Below are 21715 nucleotides of genomic sequence, written 5' to 3' on the forward strand. Positions count from 1 at the left end.
AGAAGGTGAATAGAAATGGGAAAGAAACGAAAACAGCAGCAACAACATACTGACAATAGCGTAACAGCTAGCCTACCTAAGCAAGAGGCCGTTACATTAGCAGATCAGCTAGGTGGGGATGTGCTAGCAAAATTAAAAGCAGCGAAGCAAGATTTAACTGCTAAAGAGCAGGCGGCAGAAGAAGAGCGTCAGGCAAAATTAGCTTTTGAACGTAAACAACGAGAAAAAAACAAATCGTTTGAAGAACTTTTGAACGAATACGGCGATAAAGGTACTAAATATTAAGAGAGAACAGTGAATTCACATAGGTGGGTTCACTGTTTTATATTTTACAGCATAAAATCTATATGGTTGTGGTCGATATATAGGGAGTGATTTTTGAAATTAAGGGAACGGGAGACGCTGCCAATAACATATACCTAATTGTAGTTTAGTATCAATTAAATTATGTTAGGAGAACAACATGGTAGAATTACAGACAGAAAGAATAAGATTAATTCCTTTAAACGCCAAGTATCTAAAGTTACTAATAGAGCATGAGGAGCAAATGGCGGCGGAGTTGTCATTGAGTAAAGGTGTAGGGGGTTTAGATTGCGAGCTTAAACAAGCGTTGTATTTTAGACTTTCCAAAGTATTAGAAGATGAGCAAAATTATCTGTGGCACACGAATTGGTTACTTGTATTAAAAGAAAAAAATTGTGCTGTTGGTGGCATCATGCTAAAAGGTACGCCAAATGAGCAAGAGGAAGTTGTGATCGGGTATTATACTTTGCCTCCTTATTGGGGGCAGGGCTATATGACAGAATCAATCATAGCTCTTAAAGACTGGTTACTCCATCAGCCAAATGCAAAATACGTTATCGCGGACACGGAAAAAGAAAATATGGCTTCCCATCGAGTTTTGGAAAAAGCAGGGGCTGTCTTGTTTAAAGAAACGAAGTCTCTCTATTTTTGGCGGTTCCACCTTTAAAATAAAAGACAAAAGGCTATAATTGAGCCTTTTGTCTTTTGTTTTTGAGTATTTTTCTTGCTGCAACAACGAGACTAACAAAAACAATGGCTCCAGCTGTATCGACAAGCACATCTTGAGCACTCATAGTACGACCTGGCGTAAAGCCTTGACGAAATTCATCAAGCACCGCAATTATAGCTGTTCCACCGATAGCAATACTTGCTGCAAAACGTCTTTTTCCCCAGGCGATGTAAAGGCCAAGTGCGATGCATCCAAATCCCATGAAGTGTGTCAATTTACGAATTAAAAATTCTACAAATGGAAAATAACCTCGCTCTTCCACTGAAACGATGGTTCCCCAATAGGGAATTTTTAAAATAGATAGTTGTTTTTCAAAAGGTTTATTGGCGAGCAAATCTTCTAATTCTGGTAGTATACTCTGTTGCTCATAGGTCAAACTAGAGGAGATTACTAGTACAACTAGACAAATGAGTAAAAGTAGCCATTTTTTCATCGATGTTCTTGATAGTACTCATTTTTTGTTAGCTCATTAGCTATCTTGAAATCTGTTATTGAATTAATTTTCTCGTAGGAAGCAAGCGTTTGTGCTAGTTGTTGTTGTGAGCTTGCACCAATGACCGTAGAAGCGATTGTTGGCTCTTTCAGATTAAAAGCGATAGCCAAAGCATGCAAATCATCATAGTGTAAAGCTAAGTCTGTTAACGTTGATGTTAACTCCTCAGCGGTATAGGTGTTAAAACCATTAACATGTTGTAGACGTTGTTGCCAGCTATTTGTTAATAAGCCCTTTGCCACTGTGCCACGTGTGACAACAGAAGCACCCTGTTTCGCAATAAAGTTAAACCATTCTTCAGGGCGGCGATCGAGGGCACTGTATTGCATCATGACGCTTCTAGCCGAGCTTGCAGGTAAAAATCGCTGCAATACATTAGGACGAATGGAGGATATACCATATTCACGAATGAGCCCTTCTTTTTTCAGTCCTTCAAATGTGTCAATTATCCCGTCCCAATCATCTTCGATTGTGCCACCGTGTAATTGATATACATCAATGTAGTCTGTTCCTAAACGTCGTAAGCTAGCATGGACAGCTTCTTTTATATAGGATGGTGATGCATCCCAATGCCAGCCATCTACCCCTTCTGCCCACCGATTACCTACCTTTGTTGCTAGGATGACATCGTGACGACGTTTACCTAACGTTGCGCCGATAATCTCTTCATTTGCACCATAATCATATAAATCAGCTGTATCAATATAGTTAATGCCAGCATCTAATGCCATATCGACAATGGCAGCTGCTTGTGTTTTATCTGTCGAAAGAGACATGCCTCCTAAACTAATCTCTGAAATAAACAATTCACTTGTACCAAGCTGTCTTTTTTTCATATGAACGACCTCCTTCGATTTCTCTACTTGTAATGGTACAATGAACATATCTGAAGAACAAGCGAGGTTATCGTCAATGAAAAAGTTTGAGGAAAAAACAACGAAAACGACACCGATCTATGACGGTAGAATAATAAAACTACAAATTGATGATGTCACTTTACCAAATGGACAGGTTGCAAAACGTGAAATCATTAAGCATCCAGGTGCCGTAGCAGTGATTGCTGTTACGGACGAGGGTAAACTAGTGTTAGTAGAGCAATATCGCAAAGCGCTGGAGCGTTCTATTATTGAAATTCCGGCTGGAAAGCTTGAGCCAGGTGAGGAGCCAGTGATGACAGCACGTCGAGAATTAGAGGAAGAGACAGGTTATGGCGCGCATCAACTTACTTTTTTACAAACATTTGCAACATCACCAGGCTTTGCGGATGAAGTTATTCATTTGTTTGTGGCGAAGGGATTATATACAATAGATAATAAAGCAGATTTAGATGAGGATGAATTTGTCGAACTATTAGAAGTTTCGTTGGAAGAAGCACAAGTAATGGTGGCTGACCAGCGTATATATGATGCTAAAACAGCATTCGCAGTACTATGGCTAGCTGCAAATTTAGAAAATAATCTTTTAGCATAATAGAGACGGACGAGCATAAGCTGTACAAACCTTGATAGAAAAGGAGCATGTTTATGTCTCGTACGGTGTCTATTTTTTATCACGCTTCCATCATTGCAGTAAGTTTTGTTTGTGGCGTTATTTTCTTTCATATTATTGGTGGACCGAAAGCGGAACCCTTTATATTATTTATAGAGCCTCGTTTAGCAGATGGGGACAGGCAATCCATTTTTCGTTTAGTACTGCCTGTTGCTATTTCCATAGGTCTTATATTATTACTAGCAACACATAGCGTCTTAAAGGTGTTAGTGCGTGTGACTGTAGCCATGCGTGCCACTTTTTTTGGCTTTAGTTCGGTTTTTTTATTACAAAAACTTGAAGCTTTTTGGCTTTATACGATTTGGTGGTTTCCATTTCAGCTCATCTATTGTATATTGTTGCTAGTCCTATGCAATTTACTTGTACCCGCTTGGTCAAAGCGAAAAATCGGGAAACAAGTATCTGGTCGGACAATTTTGTTGAATTTTATCGCATTTTTCATCATAATAGTTGCTGAGTTTATTGTTATTTCTTATGTGTTAAAATGATGGATTGAATAGACCAAAATTGTGATCAGATAAAAAAGTAGAAGCATGTTAGAAATCTATTCACTATCTTGTAATAGGATTTACTCCTTTGGTATAATGGAAAGAGTTTAGGGGGGCGTCACATGGAGAGCCGAATTGATCGTATAAAAAAACAGTTGCATAGTGCTAGTTACAAGCTGACGCCGCAGCGAGAAGCGACAGTTGCTGTTTTGCTTGAGCACGAAGAGGACCACCTAAGTGCTGAAGATGTTTATCTTTTAGTAAAAGAAAAAGCACCTGAGATTGGTCTAGCTACTGTTTATAGAACGTTAGAATTATTAACTGAGCTCAAAATTGTCGACAAAATCAACTTTGGCGATGGCGTATCGCGCTATGATTTACGCCAAGAGGGAGCTGCCCATTTCCACCATCATCTTGTTTGTATCGAATGTGGTGCTGTTGATGAAATTCAAGAAGATTTACTTGAAGATGTGGAAGCCGTTGTTGAAAAACGTTGGAACTTTATTATAAAAGATCACCGACTAACTTTCCACGGCATATGCTGGCGCTGTCATGATAAAAACGACGAATCGAATGAAGAAAAATAACGAAAAACTGTCTGTTTTAATCTTTGGTATAGATTGAATCGGGCAGTTTTTTGTTTTTTTTATTGAAGTATAGACACCATTAGGGTTGGTGGTTTATGTCGAATGGAGGGTCCTTTAGCACATTTCTTAAGGCCATGCTAAAATAGAGAATAATTGACAGTGAGGGGGCGTTGTGATGAATGAATTTCAATATGCAGTAGAGGACTATATCCATTTTATTCAGGTGGAAAGGCAGTTATCTGTTAATACATTAGCATCCTATCGCCGAGATTTAGAAAGCTATGTACATTTTTTAAAGGAAGCAGAAGGTATGTCTGATTTTAGTGTGGTGGAACGGACAACTATATTACGCCATTTAGAGCAATTGCGGGCACAGGGAAAGACAAGTCGTACCGTTGCCCGTCATATTTCATCGATTCGGAGTTTCCACCAATTTTTACTACGAGAAAAGCGCGCAGAAAATGATCCGACAGTCCATTTGGAGATGCCGACAATTGAGCAAAAGTTGCCTAATATTTTATCTATCCAAGAGATTGAAGCTTTACTAACAGCTCCAAATAAAAGTAAGCCACAAGGTATACGTGATCTTGCCATGCTGGAGTTACTATATGGGTCTGGTATGCGCATCAGTGAACTTATTGCACTGGATTTAGCTGATATTCATTTAACCATGGGCTTTGTACGTGTATTTGGGAAGGGTGGTAAGGAGCGAATCATTCCACTCGGCAAAAGCGCACTTTCGGCAATAAATGCCTATTTAAATGGTGCTCGTAGTCAATTACAGGGAAAGTACCCCAAGACAGATGCGTTTTTTATTAATCAAAGAGGGAAACGTTTAACAAGGCAGGGTTGTTGGAAATTAATGAAGGAGCATGCGTTAAAGGCAGGCATCCAACATGAATTAACACCACATACATTGCGTCATTCCTTTGCCACTCATTTGGTTGAAAATGGAGCCGATTTACGAGCGGTGCAGGAGATGCTTGGCCATGCAGATATTTCTACTACGCAGATTTATACACATATTAGCAAAACAAGATTATCTGAGGTCTATAAGCAATTCCATCCACGTGCTTAAAAGTTAATAGGAAAAAATTATATTTCAGTCGGATGTCTGACCTTTATTTTTCGCATTTTTTTGGTAAAATAGAGTCATGAGATTAGGAGGCAACCATTATGAATAAACCATTTAACAAAATCCATGTTGTTGTCATGGATTCCGTAGGTATTGGTGAAGCGCCAGACGCTGCAAATTTTGGGGATGTTGGCGCACATACACTAGGACATATCGCTGAAAAAATGAATGGGCTTACAATGCCAGTAATGGAGTCATTTGGTTTAGCGAATATTGAACCATTGCATGGAATGCATGCAACTACTGACCCTAAAGCATACTACGGTAAAATGCAAGAAGCATCAGTTGGTAAAGATACGATGACTGGCCATTGGGAAATCATGGGGTTAAATATTGATAAACCATTTAAAGTGTATCCAGATGGGTTTCCAGCAGAGCTAATTGATGAGCTAGAGAAACGTACAGGTCGGAAAGTGCTATGCAATCAGCCAGCAAGTGGTACACAAGTAATTGAAGATTTCGGGAAGGAGCATATGGAAACAGGTGCGATTATTGTCTATACATCAGCCGATCCTGTTTTACAAATTGCTGCTCATGAGGAAATCATTCCACTAGAAGAGTTATATAAAATTTGCGAAATTGCTCGTGAATTAACATTACAGCCTGAATATTTAGTAGGTCGCGTCATCGCACGACCATTTGTGGGTACGCCTGGAAACTTTACTCGTACATCCAATCGTCATGATTATGCGTTAAAGCCATTTGGTCGTACAACAATGAATGTTTTGAAGGATGCGGGATTAGATGTGATTGCAATTGGAAAAATCTCAGATATTTTCAATGGTGAAGGTGTGACAGATGCTGTACGTACAAAAAATAATATGGATGGTATGGATCAATTTGCAGAAGTTGTACGTCGTGACTTTCGTGGTCTAAGCTTCTTAAATTTAGTCGACTTTGATGCCAATTTCGGCCATCGACGTGACCCTTTAGGCTATGGACAGGCATTACAAGAATTTGATGCACGTCTACCAGAAATTCTAGAGGCAATGTCAGAAGACGATCTATTAATCATTACAGCTGATCACGGCAATGATCCAACCTTCCCAGGGACAGATCATACACGCGAATATGTACCACTAATTGTCTATTCACCACGTTTCAAAGGTGGTGCGGAACTTGCGCTTCGTGAAACCTTTGCAGATATTGCAGCAACAGTTGCAGAAAACTTTCATGTAGACGCACCGCCATTCGGTAAAAGTTTCTTACATGATTTGAAATAAGGGGGTTTTTTGTATGAATATGGTTCAATTGTTTGAAAAGAAAAAACAAGGATTAGAGCTTTCTCAAGCTGAAATTCAGTATTTTGTTGAAGGCTATACGACTGGCTCTATCCCAGATTATCAAGCAAGTTCTTTATTAATGGCGATACGTTTACTAGGCATGTCTGATGATGAGACATTTTATTTAACAAAGGCAATGATCGAATCAGGCGATGTCATTGATTTAACATCTATTGAAGGCTTTAAAATTGATAAACACTCAACTGGAGGGGTTGGTGACAAGGTTACACTTGTGGTTACGCCAATTATTGCTGCTCTAGGAATTCCTGTTGCGAAATTTAGTGGTAAAGGCTTAGGGATTACTGGGGGGACAATTGATAAACTTGAATCCATTCAGGGCTTTAAAACAGAGCTTTCATCACAGGAGTTCATTGATAATGTCAATCAGCATAAAATTGCGGTTGCTGGACAAACAGGTAATCTAGTACCAGCCGACAAAAAATTATATGCTTTGCGTGATGTGACAGGTACTGTCGATTCTATTCCACTAATCGCAGCGTCGATTATGAGTAAAAAAATTGCAAGTGGTGCCGATGGTATAGTCCTCGATGTAAAATGTGGCTCAGGTGCGTTTATGAAGACGCAGGAAGAAGCACAGCGTTTAGCAGATACAATGACGGCTATTGGAGAAAAACTTGGCCGTAAAGTCATCGCACACATCAGTGATATGGATAATCCTTTAGGGAAAATGATTGGTAATAAGCTTGAGGTAGTGGAGGCTTATGCCCTATTAAGTGGACGTATGGAAGAAACGCATGAAGATTTGGTTGATGAATGTGTTGTCATCTCTTCCTTGATGTACCAAATTGCGGCAGGTGTGAATGAATCGGAAGCGACAGCTGCTGTTAAGCGAGTGCTAGCAGATGGCTCTGCAGCTGCAAAATTCGAGGAGTTTATTGTGGCGCAAGGAGGAGTAGTCTCTGATATTGTTCAAAATGACACAGCTCATAAAGTAGCAGTGACAGCGGTTTCAGAGGGCACGGTGGAGACGATTAATGCTTTATTAGTTGGAGAAGCAAGTGTTAGTCTAGGCGCTGGACGTTTAACGAAGGAGTCACAGCTTGATTATGATGCAGGAATTCAGCTAATCGCCAAAAAAGGTGATCATGTTAATAATGGCGATACGATTGCTTATTTGTATTCCAATCAGCCAATTGACGAAGAGACAATTAATAAAATTCAGCAAGCTTATACAATTGCATAAAGATTATTAGCGAGAGCCCTTACTTATGAGGGTTCTCGCTTTTTTTGTGTGTTCGATGAATCGCCAAAATTTAGAGCTCGATGGCGTTTAGAAATTGTAGATTTATCCCATACTGCACTTAACCTAAAAAGCTATAAGTATGTCGATTAGACACTATTTCGGAAGACTTTGCACTAGTTCTGTCAGCCACAAGGATTCAATCTATTGAATGTGGAATTGCACGAGGAGGAGGCGATGTTCATGCATTATCAATTAGAAATGGTCACAAGAGAGACAGTCGTTATACGTTTGTTTGGGGAGCTCGATCATCATGCCGTTGAACAAATTCGAGCGAAAATTTCTGCAGCAATTTTTCAAGGCACTGTGACGACCATCATTTGGAACTTGGAAGGACTATCTTTTATGGATAGTTCGGGAGTTGGTTTAGTGCTTGGTCGTATGCGTGAGTTAGAGGCAGTTGCTGGGCGAACTATATTATTGAATCCATCGCCAACAATGCGAAAAGTATTTCAATTTTCAGGATTAGGACCGTGGATGATGGATGCAACAGAGGAACAAGCGATTGATCGCGTAAGGGGGATTGTAAATGGATAACGAAATGACATTAACTTTTTTGGCACTTAGTGAAAATGAAGCTTTAGCGCGTGTAGCTGTTACAGGCTTTATTGCACAATTAGACCCAACTATTGATGAGCTATCAGAATTTAAAACAGTTGTCTCAGAAGCAGTTTCCAATGCTATTATTCATGGCTATGAAGAAGATGGTAAGGGTGTTGTGACAGTTCATGCTAAACGTGAGGATGATATTGTGACAGTATCTGTCATGGATAAAGGGATAGGAATTGAAGACGTTAGTCGAGCGATGGAACCATTATTTACAACAAAAAGTATGATGGAGCGTTCGGGTATGGGCTTCACGATTATGGATAGCTTCTCAGATCAGCTGACAGTTATATCAAAATGGCAAGAAGGAACAACTGTAACATTCACGAAGAAATTTTACACAGTTCGCACAGCGGTAATGTGAGGTTAAACCCGTGAAGCCGTTAGAACAGTCGTCCGATAAGCTATTGTCTCAGGAGGAAATGCGTGATTTAATTGCACGCGCACAGCAGGGCGATCACGAGGCTCGTAAACGAATGGTAGAAGGCAATACGAGACTAGTGTGGTCCATTGTTCAACGTTTTACAACGAGAGGTGTTGAGCTTGAGGATTTATTCCAGATTGGCTGCATAGGGCTTATGAAATCTGTGGATAAATTTGATTTAACCTATGATGTGAAATTTTCAACCTATGCTGTGCCGATGATCATTGGAGAAATTCAGCGCTTTTTAAGGGATGATGGCATGGTGAAGGTGAGCCGCTCTATTCGTGAGCTCAATTTTAAAATCCGTCATGCTACAGATGAATTTATTAAAAAGAACGAACATCCACCAACCATTCAAGAGCTTGCTCAGGTGCTTGGTGTGACAACAGAGGAAATTGTTACCGCATCCGATGCATTGAGAGACCCTGCCTCTCTTCATGAGCAATTGTATGAGAGTGAGGGGGATTCCATTACACTAATGGATCAAATGAAGGATGAAAAATCGGAGCAACCCTTTGATTACATCCCATTAAAAGAAGTTCTAACGAGACTTGAGCCAAGAGAGCAGTCTATCATATATCTTCGCTATTTTTCAGATTGCACGCAAACTGAAATTGCAAATAGATTAGGTATATCGCAGGTACAGGTTTCCCGATTAGAGAAAAAAATCCTTGCCCAGCTGAAAAGTTGGATGGCAACTAGTGCAACAGTGGAGCAGGAAGTAATAAAAAAAGACATCTAAGAAAATGGTGACAGCATGACAAATAAATTATTTAACAGCTTAGAAGAAGCCGAAGATTTTCTTATAGAACAATTTGGTGACGGCGAATCGTTTGACGTTGGTATTAAACACTTATTTGTCAAAGATTTGCCGGTCCTTTGTGCATATATTAGCGGGCTTGTAGATGGAGAAGCTTTAACACAGTTGCTGTCTAGCATGCTGCCAGATGAGGACATTGAAATTGATGTAGAGGATGAGAAGGAATATTTTGAGTCTTACTTTAATTTCCATGGACGTTCAGAAGAAACAGAGCGTAAAGCCTATTTACTAGCCATTTTAAGTGGACAAGTCACCTTTATTACTAAAAGTGGCTATTGCTATGTTGCAGAGCTTAGAAACTATCCAGGACGCTCTCCAGAAGAGCCAGATAATGAAAAAGTTATCCGTGGATCAAGGGATGGCTTTACAGAAGGGATTTCTCAAAACACAGCCTTAATACGTAGGCGAATTCGTAATAGTAATCTACGTTTCGAGCTACATAAAATATCCAAAATCGGTCAAACCGACGTGGCGATCGCGTTTATGAAGGATGTTGCCAATGAAGATATGCTCGAAAGTTTACGACAGCGTCTTGGACAAATAAATCATGATGGCTTGACGATGGCCGATAAATCATTAGAAGAATGGCTCTTTAAACAAAAGTTCCACCCAGTTCCATTTGTACGTTATACGGAGAGACCTGATATTGCTGCAGCTCATCTACTTGAAGGGCATATAGCTATATTAGTCGATACTTCTCCATCCGTTATTTTAGTACCTGTTACAGTGTTTCATTTATTGCAGCATGCAGAGGAATATCGTCAGGCACCCACAGTAGGGACGTTTGTACGTTTTATGCGATATTTTGGCTCTGTAATGGGTTTACTTTTATTGCCATTGTGGTATGTATTTGCAACGAATGAATCCCTACTTCCAGATGCCCTCTCCTTTTTAGGTACGGAGGAGAAATCGCATGTACCTTTATTACTACAAATTTTGATTGCAGATATTGGAATAGAGTTTTTGAGGATGGCCGCCATTCATACTCCGTCACCATTGTCCACAGCGATGGGATTGGTTGCGGGGGTAATCATTGGTCAAATTGCGATTGATGTTGGATTATTCTCTTCTGAGGTGGTTCTCTATACAGCAGTTGCAGCCATTCTTATTTTCATTATTCCATCCTATGAGCTTAGTATCTCCATTAAAATTTTTAGGTTACTGCTACTTCTGATGACGGGTCTCTGGGGTGTCAATGGGTTATTTATTGGTTTATTTTTATTGTTTACGTATTTATGTTCATTGCGACCAATGCAGGCACCTTATTTATGGCCGCTTGTTCCATTCTTTCCCACCGCAATGCTTCGCGTCATTATACGCTTCCCAATGACTGCGGATGCACTCAGACCTTATGTAGTCGCTTCCAAACAGCGAAAAAGATCATAGGAGCCGTTGCACTCGTTTTTTTCATGTGATAAAGTTCACATATAGTATTTTGTGATTTTTGCAAAAATTATTTTCATTCAAGAAAAAGCAAGTACTATACATTTGTTTTTTATATGTGAAGGAAATAATTTTTTTGATGGAATGGTTCTAATATAGTAAAGAACCCTTCCACTTTCAAACCGTAAAAATAACAAGATGGAACGATGTGAAAAGGGAGAGATGCACATGCATTTATATGGAACACAAGCGATTTCTGAAGATGGTCATTTAACAATTGGACAGGTAGACACATTAGAGCTAGCAAAAGAGTATGGTACACCACTTTTCGTGTATGATACGGCACTTATTCGTAAGCGTGCGCGCAGCTTTATCGATACGTTTAAAAAACTAGGTGTAAAAGCAGAAGTAGCTTATGCTTCAAAAGCATTTGCATGTGTAGCGGTGTATCAATTAGCAGCAGAAGAAAATTTATCATTGGATGTTGTATCTGGTGGAGAATTATTTACGGCCTTAAAGGCTGGTTTCCCTGCAGAGCGCATTCATTTTCATGGTAACAATAAAAGCATTGCTGAAATAGAGCTAGCTTTTGACTCCAAGATTGGATGTATTGTTGTAGATAATTTCTATGAAATACAGCTTTTAAAAGATATTTCGGAGCGCCGTCAGCAAAAAATGCGTATATTATTACGTGTTACACCAGGTGTTGAAGCACATACGCATGATTTCATCACGACAGGTCAAGCAGATTCAAAATTCGGCTTTGACTTAAACAATGGTCAAGCAGATGAAGCATTCCAACAAACATTTAACCATGAATTCCTAGAGCTACTTGGTTTACATTGCCATATTGGCTCACAAATTTTTGACACTGCCGGTTTTGGATTGGCTGGAGAAAAATTGATTGACAAAATTTCTGATTGGAACAAGACTCACGGATTTACATGTACTGTGTTAAACTTAGGTGGGGGCTTTGGTATTCGTTATACTGAAGAAGATGCACCGCTTGAACCACAAGTATATGTAGAGGATATGATTACAGTTGTCAAAAATAAAGCAACTGTTCTTGGACTGAAGATGCCGGAAATTTGGATTGAACCAGGTCGATCACTTGTAGGTGATGCAGGAACATCTCTTTATACAATCGGTTCACAAAAAACTGTGCCAGATGTGCGAAAATATATTGCTGTCGATGGAGGTATGAGCGATAATATCCGTCCCGCATTATACGACGCTAAGTATGAGGCAGTCATCGCAAGTAAGGCGAACGAGCCGAAAGATGAGCTCTATACAGTTGCTGGTAAATTATGTGAATCAGGCGATAAATTAATTATTGATGCTAAACTACAAGATGCTGCTTCAGGTGATGTGTTAGCCATCTTCTGTACAGGTGCGTATGGTTATTCGATGGCTAGTAACTATAATCGTGTACCAAGACCTGCAGTTGTATTTGTAGAGGATGGACAGCATCAACTAGCTATTCGCCGCGAAAGTTATGAAGATATTGTGCAAAACGATCTCCCGCTAACTTTAAAAAAGGGTGAGTAAATTTGAGGAAAAATAAGTGGGTATTACTAGCGTCCATTACAACATTTATTTTATTATGGGGCGTAGTCTATTGGGTGTTGGCGTCAAAAGGTATTCTCGGACCTGGTTCGTAAGACAGAAATTGGCTTGCGGTAAAAGTACAAATCGTGTAGGATAGTCAAAGATTATGTACAGCTAGAAAAAGAGGGAATAGACAAATATGTTAATTCGATATAAAAAAGCTTTAGAGAAAATAGCAATGGGGCTACTTTCATTTATGCCTAACGAAAAAGACGTAAAAAAGCTGACAGAAACCATCCACTCCTATGAAAATGACGATAATTGGGTTTTATACTTATGGAAAAAGAATGATGAATATGTTGGCATTGTAGGGCTTGTTGTTGATGAGCATAATATAGCCACAATCCAGCACGTGTCGGTGATCCCTTCCTATAGAGGAGAGGGCGTAGCAACGGAGATGCTTCAAGAAGTGGCGGAACTTGGCCAATATGAAAGTATGCGTGCTACAGATGAAACACGTAGTTTTGTTCAAAAATGTATTCATTGTATCGATGAAAAAGCAGACGATTAACAACGTCTGCTTTTTCTTTGTTTGCTTTCTTGTCGCTCTGCAAGAATATGTGAGCGATCTCGAAGCATATGTTTATGAAGAAGATAATTTGAGCTATTTGATGGCAAAAGCTTTATACGTGCTAGGGCTAAATCCAGCAAGTGAGGTGAAAGAGGGAGCTGGAAAGTTTGAAAGGACTTGCCCGTTTTAATCGAAGTGATAGCTTTTGTTATTTGTGTTAGGAGTTCAAGATAATCAATTTCTTGGAAAAAAACATGCCCTTCATTTTCTTGAAAGTTATGAAGTGCTTTTTCTAAAATTCGTTTAGCACCAGTATTGTTACCACGTCGCCAATGATAGAAACCTGTTGCCAGCTGCACATAGCCGACAAGTGGATGCATTTTATCGCCAGGTGCAATTTCCTTCCAATATTCCTCTAGCACTTCATGGCATTCAAAAAAATCTTGATTGCCATTAAAATAGGCACAGTAATCGATAAATAAAGTATGATGCTGTGGATGCATTTTGGACTCCTTTCCACTATACTAAAAGAACATAGAATCTCAGGGTGGTAAAATAATGTCTTATGAAGTAAAATTAGAAGCCTTTTCAGGACCTCTTGATTTATTATTGCATTTAATTCACAGATTGGAAATTGATATCTATGATATCCCAATGGCTGAAATTACACAACAATATATCGACCATATACACGCAATGCAAGTACTAGAGTTAAATGAAGCAAGTGAATATTTAGTGATGGCAGCAACGTTACTGGCAATTAAAAGCCGCATGTTATTGCCAATTCACGAAGGAGAGATGGAGGACGCAGAATTAGAAGTGGACGGCCCTGACCCTCGTGAAGAACTGGTGCAACGCTTAATTGAATATAAAAAATACAAGGAAGCAGCTAGTAATTTGCAGGAGCTTGAAACAGACCGAGCACAGGTATTTACGAGGCCACCTGCTGATTTAACAGGATTAGCCTCAGAAGAACAGATGGCTTTATTTGATTTGAATGTGAATATCTATGATATGCTTGGCGCATTTCAAAAATTGATGCGTCGCAAAAAATTAAAAAAACCATTAAAAACCACTGTAGCAAGGCAGGAGCGATCAGTAAGAGATCAAATGCGCTCTGTTGTGGATTCGTTACGATTAACAGGTGGACGTGCATCATTTTTCGAGCTTTTTCCCTATGAAGATAAGCCAACACTTATTCTGACGTTTGTATCTCTTCTTGAACTGATGAAACGTCAGGTCGTCATCGTAGAGCAAGATGGTAACTTTGAAGAATTAACGGTTACCTTACAGAAGGAGGAATGGGAAGATGACGAAAACATCAATGTTACAGAGTAGAATTGAAGCCTTATTGTTTGTTGTGGGAGATGATGGCTTAACGATTAAACAACTCGCACAACTTTTAGGAGAACAGGAAGAGTTGATCCTTCAAACAATGAATACATTAAGGGAAGCGTATGATGAAGATTTAGCAAGAGGAATTACGGTGAAAGAAATTGCAGGCGTCTATCAGCTTATTACAAAATCTGAGTTTGCCGATACGATTCAAAGATTAGTAGAAAATCCAACTGCACAATCCTTATCTCAGGCCTCCCTCGAAGTGTTGGCAATAGTGGCATACAAACAGCCCATTACACGTGTAGCGATAGAAGATTTGCGCGGTGTCAAGTGTGAGCGTCCAATCCAGACGTTAGTTTCGCGAGGATTAATTAAAGAGGTAGGTCGGTCAGAAGGGACTGGACGTGCCATCTTATATGGAACAACAAAAGAATTTTTACATTATTTTGGCTTAAATAGTATAGAAGAAATGCCTCCTCTACCTGAAGAGGATCTTGTTGAGTCAGAACAAGAAACAGATTTATTTATGACCAAATTCCAAGAAACATTTAGTGTGACAAAATAATGGTTATAATGCGTTGTCTTCAACATAAATATAAATCTATAATTTCCTATCACATTGAATAAGGAGTGGCTCCTTGCTTCGGTTATTTCGTTTAACACTGTTTATGATCATTGTGTTAATGGTAATGCTTCCTCAGACTAGTTTAGCAAGAGGAGGAAGCGGCTATGCTGTCTTAGATGGCGAGACTGGACGGATTTTAATAGGGTCCAATAGCGATGAACGATTACCTATTGCTAGTCTAACGAAAATTTGGACAGCACTTGTGGCAATTGAAAATAGTGACTTGCAGGAAGAAGTTGTCATCTCTCCGAAGGCTGCTATGGCTGAGGGGAGTTCTATTTACTTACAGGCTGGTGAAAAGGTGACAGTTGAAACGTTATTGTATGGCTTAATGCTACGTTCCGGCAATGATGCTGCAACAGCTTTAGCCGAGCATGTAGGAGGGTCTGTAGAGGGATTTGTCAAATTAATGAATGAAAGAGCTGTTATTGCAGGTCTTACCAATACCGTCTTCATGAATCCTTCTGGTCTTCATCATGATGAGCATTTATCGTCTGCAAGGGATACTGCTGAGATGTTAAGACTTGCGTTGCAAAATAAAACATTTGAGAAAATTGCTTCAACGGTACTTTATCGGGCAAATACAGTAAACGGTATGCTATGGGAAAATAAACACCGTCTATTAAGAGAAGGTTCAGGAATGGCGGCAGATATAGATGATGAGACAGAACAGCCTGTTAGTTCCTTAAAGTCAGCCACTGGTACTGCTTTCGCTGGAAAAACGGGCTTTACTAAGGTTGCTGGACGAACACTTGCAACGGCCTTTCAAAAGGACGGGCAAATATGCATTGTCGTTACATTAAATGAATCAGATGATTGGAATGTACACCGAGGCTTATCCAATAAAGTATGGCAAGATTATAGTCTTGAAACAGTAGTGAAAAAGGGTAAATACAATGTCAATAAAAAGTTGGCTATTCGTTTACAAGAGCCCGTTCGACTACAGTTAAATAAAGAGGAAAAAGAACAGGTGAGGCAAGTATTACATGTTTCAAGGAAACGCCAAGAAGCAGTCTTGTCGATCTTTATTGGAGAAGAACGTATTTATGCAACGCCAGTTAAAGTGGAATCAGCGGATCGTTAAAAACGATTGGCTGATTTTTTACATTATTTGATTAATTGGTGTTAAATTTGGAAAAATGGTGAGGGAATGGAGGGATGCTTCTATGGAAAGTAATGGTAGACAAATTCAATTTGGGCTAATCATTATCGTATTCTTATCAAGTTTAATTGTCCATGTCATTCAACTATATCCAATTCGACCAATAGAATTTTATTATTTTGCACCTTATTTGAATGCTTATATTATCTTTATGGTCTCTTTATTTGTCATGGCCCTCGTACTACGAATCAATTATTTGATCATACCTAAAACGAAAAAAAGCAAGAATATTCAACGTGGTCTGGTGTCTGCTTCCTTATTAATTGCCTTAGGTTTCATCGCATTAAGCTTTAATGCTTATAAATGGATAGATTCAAGAGGTATTCATATGAATCCATTTTTTAGTTTAAAAGTAAATTTTGTCGAGTGGAAAGAAATAGTGAAAGTTGAGCAAGTTAATCAAGAAAAAAGTGGTATGACAAAGCCTGATCATCTGGGTTTTTACATTTCAAGATGGTTCCACAATTGAAGAACCTTTGGCAGGCAACATGCTACTGGCTAAAAACTATATCGCCAATGAGTTAAACCAACGCGGTCTAAATTTTTACAAATAAAAGCTGCCGAATGGTAGCTTTTTTCTGTCAAAATAAACATTTTACAATCGATTCGCATGATTATCAAATGAGTATACTGCTAGTAAACAAAACAAAATCTCGGTTCAAATGTTAAGAAATTAACGAATGAGAAATTAGTCGGAATACTTAATTAAAAAATGTGAAATTTGTTTTTCTTTAATAATGTCTAAAAGTATGACATAATTTTCACAGATTAGCGGGAAAAATAACCCTATTCATTGGATCGAAATCGAATGATGACGAACGTGTCAATGTGAAAGAAAACTAGAGGTGAAAAAATGGAAAGATTACAAAAGGTCATTGCCTATGCAGGCGTTGCGTCAAGGCGCAAGGCAGAGCAATTGATTTTAGAAGGTAAAGTTAAAGTAAATGGTGTAGTGGTTCGTGAGTTAGGAACAAAGGTATCTAATTCCGATACAATTGAAGTAGAAGGTGTAAAACTAGAAAAAGAAGATAAGGTATATTTCTTACTTTACAAACCACGTGGAACAATTTCTGCAGTTACAGATGATAAAGGACGCAAAACTGTCACAGATTTATTTCATCATATTCCGCAACGTATTTTCCCAGTTGGTCGTCTTGATTATGATACATCTGGATTATTGCTATTGACAAATGATGGAGAATTTTCCTATATGTTGACACATCCGAAATTTAAAATTGACAAAACATATATCGCTCGTGTCAAAGGTGTGCCGACAATTGAAGGGTTAAAAAAGCTTCAACGAGGGATCAAATTAGAGGATGGTAAGACAGCACCTGCTAAGGTAAGTATGACATCTTTCGATGAAAAAGCGGGCAAAGCTATTTGTGAAATCACGATTCATGAAGGGCGCAATCGTCAAGTTCGTCGTATGTTTGAAGCGATTGGAACACCCGTTGTTAAATTAAAACGCGAACGCTTTGCTTTCTTAGATTTATTTGGTCTTGCTCCAGGAGAATATCGTGAATTATCAAAGCATGAAGTAAAGCAACTACGTGTGTTAGCAGAAACAGGAAAGCTTGATTAATGCAATGTTGCCAGAAGAAAGTGTGGATACCAATAGAGGTATTTGGATGTTTACACTTTCTTTGTGGTGAAATCGTTCATAAATCATTCATAATTAATAGCTAAGTGTTTTTGTATCATTTTGCTATAATAGGTGAGAATAGTACACCTAGTAGCAGTTTGTTCAAAAAAGCTGTAACACATTTAATCCGGTATTGTTGACGTCAATGTGAAAGAAGCTTTTACATATTTATAGACGTATAGAGAGTGAAAAAGTTCTATTTGTTTCTTCAATATGTAAAAGCAACGCAAGCCGTAATTGATAGGGGGTTTATTAACTTGGAGAAAAAGAAAAAACGTCTTGTACTGCGAACTGTCATTTTAGCTGTGTTAGCGTTGGCAATCGGGTACACAGTATATGGAACAGCAACAAAGGAAAAAGTAGAGTTAGTAGCAGTAGGCTCTGAGGCACCTGACTTCACGTTAGTAGATTTAAACGGTGAAAAACATAAATTGTCGGATTATAAAGGGCAAGGGGTATTTTTAAATTTCTGGGGAACTTGGTGTAAGCCTTGTGAGAAGGAAATGCCCGCAATGGACAATCAGTATCAAGAATTTAAAGATCACGGTGTACAAACATTAGCTGTCAATATTGCTCAAACAGATTTTGAAGTACAGAATTTTGTCGATCGATATGGGTTGTCATTTCCAGTAGTTATCGACAAAACAAAAAGTGTTATGACTGCTTATAATGTAGGACAATTACCTGCAACAGTGCTAATTGATCCAGAAGGCAAAGTGGCCAAAATTATTACAGGTGAAATGACGGAGAAAGATATTGCTTCGTACATGGAATTAGTGAAGCCAAATAAGGAGTAAATGACGATGGAAAAAATCATTTGTGCTTGTGGTCATAGTAATCCATACGGCACGAAGCTTTGTGAGAAATGTGGTCGTCCTTTAACCGAAGAAGAAAAACAAAATAAGGTTGTTGATATGCGCTATGATGGTATGGCCATTCGCTCCAAAACATATAACAAATCATTTGTTGATAAAATATGGAATTTCTTCTCAAGTGTTAAAGTGGGTATATCCTTAATTATTATCACATTAATTGCTGCTTCAGTCGGAACATTACTACCGCAAGAGTTTTACGTAAAAGCTTCTGATATGGAGAAGGGGGCTTACTACGCAGACGTATATGGTACATTCGGTAAAATCTATTATACGTTGGGGCTTTCGGATTTATATAGCTCATGGTGGTTCCAGATTTTGGTTGGTATGCTAGCAGTATCGATTATAGTGGCAAGTCTTGACCGAGGCATTCCACTTTACAAATCATTAAAGAATCAACGAGTTAAAAGACATGAAAGCTTCATGAAGCGTCAGCGCATTGTTGCAGAAGGACAAGTGTCAGCGAGTGCGGAGGAAACGCTTGATAAAGTGGCTCAAAAAATGACTGAGATGAAGTATTCTGTTCGTCGAGATGGTAGCGCTCTCTTAGCTGAAAAAGGACGCTTTTCTCGTTATGGTCCGTACATAAACCATGTAGGTCTCATCATTTTTTTAGGTGGGGTCATGCTACGTCTAGTCCCAGGTTTCTATGTTGATGAATCGATATGGGTGCGTGAAGGTGAAACACGTGCTATTACTGGAATGGAAGGCTATTTCATTGAAAACCGTGATTTTGTTTTAGAAACACATGATAATACACCTCAAGGTGAGCAAGTTAAACAGGGTGTGAATGTAGTGGCTAAAAACTTCCAAACCGATATTACACTATACAAGCAACCTGAAGACGCATTGCCTGGGGATACGGAAAATCTAGAAAAAGTAAAAGACTATTCCATTCGTGTAAACCATCCTTTGAAAGAAGATGGCTTTGCTCTTTACCAGATGGATTATCGTCTAAATGAATTAAAACAGATGAACTTTGAATTAATTAATAAGACGACAGAGAAATCATTAGGTAAGGTAGAGATTGATTTAACAAATCCTAAAAAAGAATATGATTTAGGGAATGGTTCATCCGTTCAAATTCTTGTCTATACACCTGATTTTGATGGATTTGAAAATGGAGAACCTCAGACTAAAACGTCTATTCCAAATAATCCTGCATTTTTATTTAAAATGACTACACCAGAAACTCCTGAAGGAGAAGTAAGCTTTGTTGAAATTATGCAGCCTCCTTTAGAACCACTGGGTGAAAATAAATACAGAATGAAATTTGCTAGTGCAGAGATGCGGGATATGTCAGGTATTACGGTGCGAAAAGATAGCACCATCCCTATTCTGTTTGTTGGTGGGGTCATCTTTATGATCGGTGTTGCCATTGGCTCTTACTGGAATCATCGTCGTTTATGGCTTCAAGTGGAACCAGACGGCCGTGTGTTAATGGCTGCCCATGTCAACAAAAATATGTTCAGCATGAAAAAGGATTTAGATGCTGTTACAACCTTTGCTGCATTGCCTCCGTATAAAGATCAGTTAGAGAAAGATGAGGCTGGCGAAGAGTCCACTACTGGTGGCATTAAAGAAAAGGAAGGTGACAACACCTTATGAGTTTGATTGACTTAAGTGGAAACTTACTATTTGTTGCGTTTATTGCTTATCTAGTTGCGACATTATTATTTGGTGGTTCAATTAAGCAAGGTAATGCTACTGGTAAAAATACTGGCAAATGGGGCAAGTTTGCCATTGTGGTTACTATTATTGGTTTCCTATCACAGCTTGGCTATTTTATTACGCGTTGGATTTATACAGGACATGCGCCAGTAAGTAATATGTTTGAATTTACAACTGCCTTTGGTATGTTCATTGTCGGCGCGTTTATCTTAATTTATTTTATTTATCGTTTGACTGCACTTGGATTAGTGGCACTGCCTGTTGCGCTTTTGATTATTGCTTATGCAGCAATGTTCCCGAAAGAAGTAAGTCCATTAGTGCCTTCATTACAAAGTCATTGGTTAACAATTCACGTTATTACAGCAGCATTAGGGCAATCTATTTTAGCCATTAGTGCTGTGGCAGGACTTATTTACTTATTAAAAGTAGTAGATTTAACAAAGCCCTCTAAACAACGTTTTTGGTTAGAAGCCGTTATGTACTGTCTTGTAGTAGTTGTTGGATTTGTCGCGGTAACATCTACATTTAGTGCTATGGATTATGAGTCTAGCTATAATTATGTGGATAAAGAAGGTACTACTCGTAAAATTATTTACAATTTACCTCCAGTATTCGGTATGAATGAATATGAAGTGATAGAAGAACATGGCATGTCGCCATTAGTAGAAATGCCAGCGTTAATTAATGCTAAAAAATTAACAACCGTTGTTTGGTCATTATTGGTAGGATCTGTGTTGTATTTATTAATTCGTTTAATTGCTCGCCGTCGAATTAGTGCCATTTTCCAACCACTTGTTAAACGTGTCAATTTACAATTACTTGATGAAATTGGTTATCGTTCAGTGCTGATTGGTTTCCCTGTATTCTCCCTTGGTGCTTTAATCTTTGCGATGATTTGGGCACAAATTGCTTGGAGTCGTTTCTGGGGTTGGGATCCAAAAGAAGTATGGGCTCTTATTACATGGTTATTCTATGCAGCATTCCTGCATTTACGTCTATCAAAAGGCTGGGAAGGTCGAAAATCTGCTTGGTTAGCACTAATTGGTTTTGGGATTATTTTATTCAACCTAATTGCTGTTAACTTAATTCTTGCAGGTTTACACTCCTACGCGTAACCTGTGAAGCAACAAGCCTTTTCGCTGTAGCGAAGAGGCTTTCTTTTCTTTTCAATATGTGTCACACCATGTACAATAGAAGTTAGAGAAAGATGGAAGAGAGGGAT

The 21715-nt window shown here is 38.8% G+C and carries 25 protein-coding genes; 22 read left to right on the plus strand and 3 right to left on the minus strand.

Annotation, left to right across the window (positions count from 1 at the left end):
• Positions 1-15: 15 nt before the first annotated feature.
• Together LCP48_RS06420 and LCP48_RS06425 are read left to right on the plus strand one after the other, a co-directional pair.
• Complete coding sequence (locus LCP48_RS06420) at positions 16-285, plus strand: YqkE family protein (RefSeq protein ID WP_004232162.1); 270 nt, start codon at positions 16-18, stop codon at positions 283-285.
• Positions 286-463: 178 nt separating this feature from the next.
• Positions 464-970 carry a GNAT family N-acetyltransferase gene (locus LCP48_RS06425; RefSeq protein WP_004232164.1) on the plus strand — a complete coding sequence of 169 codons (507 nt, stop codon included), beginning with the start codon at positions 464-466 and terminating at the stop codon, positions 968-970.
• Positions 971-986: 16 nt separating this feature from the next.
• On the opposite strand, the gene LCP48_RS06430 is transcribed toward LCP48_RS06425, so the two are convergent.
• Entirely contained in the window at positions 987-1466 is a 480-nt protein-coding gene (locus tag LCP48_RS06430) for a VanZ family protein (protein WP_004232165.1), read from the minus strand.
• Positions 1463-2362, minus strand: coding sequence for an aldo/keto reductase (locus LCP48_RS06435; RefSeq protein WP_004232167.1), 900 nt, complete (start codon positions 2360-2362; stop codon positions 1463-1465). Before LCP48_RS06435 ends, LCP48_RS06430 begins: the two co-directional genes overlap by 4 nt.
• Positions 2363-2438: 76 nt before the next feature.
• Between LCP48_RS06435 and LCP48_RS06440 the strand changes: the two genes are divergently transcribed.
• The 12 genes from LCP48_RS06440 to LCP48_RS06495 all read left to right on the plus strand — a co-directional run bounded on the left by LCP48_RS06440 (position 2439) and on the right by LCP48_RS06495 (position 13180).
• Positions 2439-2996 (plus strand): NUDIX domain-containing protein, encoded by a 558-nt coding sequence (locus LCP48_RS06440; RefSeq protein WP_004232168.1) that lies wholly within the window; start codon positions 2439-2441, stop codon positions 2994-2996.
• A gap of 53 nt (positions 2997-3049) precedes the next feature.
• The gene (locus LCP48_RS06445; RefSeq protein ID WP_004232169.1) at positions 3050-3562 is read left to right on the plus strand and encodes a hypothetical protein; all 513 of its coding nucleotides are present in this window, start codon (positions 3050-3052) and stop codon (positions 3560-3562) included.
• A 122-nt stretch (positions 3563-3684) separates the two neighbouring features.
• Positions 3685-4149 carry a ferric iron uptake transcriptional regulator gene (gene fur, locus LCP48_RS06450; RefSeq protein WP_004232171.1) on the plus strand — a complete coding sequence of 155 codons (465 nt, stop codon included), beginning with the start codon at positions 3685-3687 and terminating at the stop codon, positions 4147-4149.
• A gap of 175 nt (positions 4150-4324) precedes the next feature.
• On the plus strand, positions 4325-5227 hold the full coding sequence (gene xerD, locus LCP48_RS06455; protein WP_009370707.1) for a site-specific tyrosine recombinase XerD: 903 nt from the start codon (positions 4325-4327) through the stop codon (positions 5225-5227).
• A 98-nt stretch (positions 5228-5325) separates the two neighbouring features.
• Positions 5326-6507, plus strand: a complete 1182-nt coding sequence (gene deoB / locus LCP48_RS06460; RefSeq protein ID WP_004232176.1) for a phosphopentomutase — start codon at positions 5326-5328, stop codon at positions 6505-6507.
• Positions 6508-6520: 13 nt separating this feature from the next.
• The gene (locus LCP48_RS06465) at positions 6521-7771 is read left to right on the plus strand and encodes a thymidine phosphorylase (RefSeq protein WP_004232179.1); all 1251 of its coding nucleotides are present in this window, start codon (positions 6521-6523) and stop codon (positions 7769-7771) included.
• Positions 7772-8011: 240 nt separating this feature from the next.
• On the plus strand, positions 8012-8365 hold the full coding sequence (gene spoIIAA / locus LCP48_RS06470) for an anti-sigma F factor antagonist (RefSeq protein WP_004232181.1): 354 nt from the start codon (positions 8012-8014) through the stop codon (positions 8363-8365).
• On the plus strand, positions 8358-8798 hold the full coding sequence (gene spoIIAB / locus LCP48_RS06475; RefSeq protein WP_004232182.1) for an anti-sigma F factor: 441 nt from the start codon (positions 8358-8360) through the stop codon (positions 8796-8798). The genes spoIIAA and spoIIAB overlap by 8 nt, the downstream gene beginning before the upstream one ends.
• 10 nt (positions 8799-8808) lie before the next feature.
• Positions 8809-9600, plus strand: a complete 792-nt coding sequence (gene sigF / locus LCP48_RS06480; RefSeq protein ID WP_009370709.1) for an RNA polymerase sporulation sigma factor SigF — start codon at positions 8809-8811, stop codon at positions 9598-9600.
• A 15-nt stretch (positions 9601-9615) separates the two neighbouring features.
• Positions 9616-11064 (plus strand): spore germination protein, encoded by a 1449-nt coding sequence (locus tag LCP48_RS06485; protein ID WP_004232186.1) that lies wholly within the window; start codon positions 9616-9618, stop codon positions 11062-11064.
• Positions 11065-11289: 225 nt separating this feature from the next.
• Positions 11290-12609 carry a diaminopimelate decarboxylase gene (gene lysA, locus LCP48_RS06490; protein ID WP_004232188.1) on the plus strand — a complete coding sequence of 440 codons (1320 nt, stop codon included), beginning with the start codon at positions 11290-11292 and terminating at the stop codon, positions 12607-12609.
• Between the two features lie 199 nt (positions 12610-12808).
• Positions 12809-13180, plus strand: a complete 372-nt coding sequence (locus LCP48_RS06495; RefSeq protein ID WP_009370710.1) for a GNAT family N-acetyltransferase — start codon at positions 12809-12811, stop codon at positions 13178-13180.
• On the opposite strand, the gene LCP48_RS06500 is transcribed toward LCP48_RS06495, so the two are convergent.
• Positions 13177-13683 carry a DUF309 domain-containing protein gene (locus LCP48_RS06500; protein WP_048391294.1) on the minus strand — a complete coding sequence of 169 codons (507 nt, stop codon included), beginning with the start codon at positions 13681-13683 and terminating at the stop codon, positions 13177-13179. The genes LCP48_RS06495 and LCP48_RS06500 overlap by 4 nt on opposite strands.
• 55 nt (positions 13684-13738) lie before the next feature.
• On the opposite strand from LCP48_RS06500, the gene LCP48_RS06505 reads away from it, so the two are divergent.
• The 8 genes from LCP48_RS06505 (at position 13739) to ccsB (ending at position 21608) form a co-directional block, all read left to right on the plus strand.
• Complete coding sequence (locus LCP48_RS06505) at positions 13739-14518, plus strand: segregation/condensation protein A (protein WP_004232198.1); 780 nt, start codon at positions 13739-13741, stop codon at positions 14516-14518.
• Complete coding sequence (gene scpB / locus LCP48_RS06510) at positions 14490-15083, plus strand: SMC-Scp complex subunit ScpB (protein WP_009370711.1); 594 nt, start codon at positions 14490-14492, stop codon at positions 15081-15083. The genes LCP48_RS06505 and scpB overlap by 29 nt, the downstream gene beginning before the upstream one ends.
• Before the next feature lie 73 nt (positions 15084-15156).
• Entirely contained in the window at positions 15157-16227 is a 1071-nt protein-coding gene (locus tag LCP48_RS06515; protein ID WP_004232205.1) for a D-alanyl-D-alanine carboxypeptidase family protein, read from the plus strand.
• Between the two features lie 82 nt (positions 16228-16309).
• Positions 16310-16774: a hypothetical protein gene (locus LCP48_RS06520; protein ID WP_225340803.1), complete on the plus strand. Its 465-nt coding sequence runs from the start codon at positions 16310-16312 to the stop codon at positions 16772-16774.
• Between the two features lie 384 nt (positions 16775-17158).
• A complete protein-coding gene (locus LCP48_RS06525) occupies positions 17159-17890 on the plus strand; it encodes a pseudouridine synthase (protein ID WP_004232209.1) in 732 nt (243 codons plus the stop codon).
• A 317-nt stretch (positions 17891-18207) separates the two neighbouring features.
• Entirely contained in the window at positions 18208-18747 is a 540-nt protein-coding gene (gene resA / locus LCP48_RS06530; RefSeq protein WP_004232210.1) for a thiol-disulfide oxidoreductase ResA, read from the plus strand.
• Positions 18748-18753: 6 nt separating this feature from the next.
• Complete coding sequence (gene resB, locus LCP48_RS06535) at positions 18754-20430, plus strand: cytochrome c biogenesis protein ResB (RefSeq protein WP_009370714.1); 1677 nt, start codon at positions 18754-18756, stop codon at positions 20428-20430.
• On the plus strand, positions 20427-21608 hold the full coding sequence (ccsB, locus tag LCP48_RS06540; protein WP_009370715.1) for a c-type cytochrome biogenesis protein CcsB: 1182 nt from the start codon (positions 20427-20429) through the stop codon (positions 21606-21608). Before resB ends, ccsB begins: the two co-directional genes overlap by 4 nt.
• Positions 21609-21715 lie beyond the last annotated feature (107 nt).

This window comes from Lysinibacillus capsici (genome assembly GCF_020217405.1).
Classification (GTDB): Bacteria; Bacillota; Bacilli; order Bacillales_A; family Planococcaceae; genus Lysinibacillus; species Lysinibacillus capsici.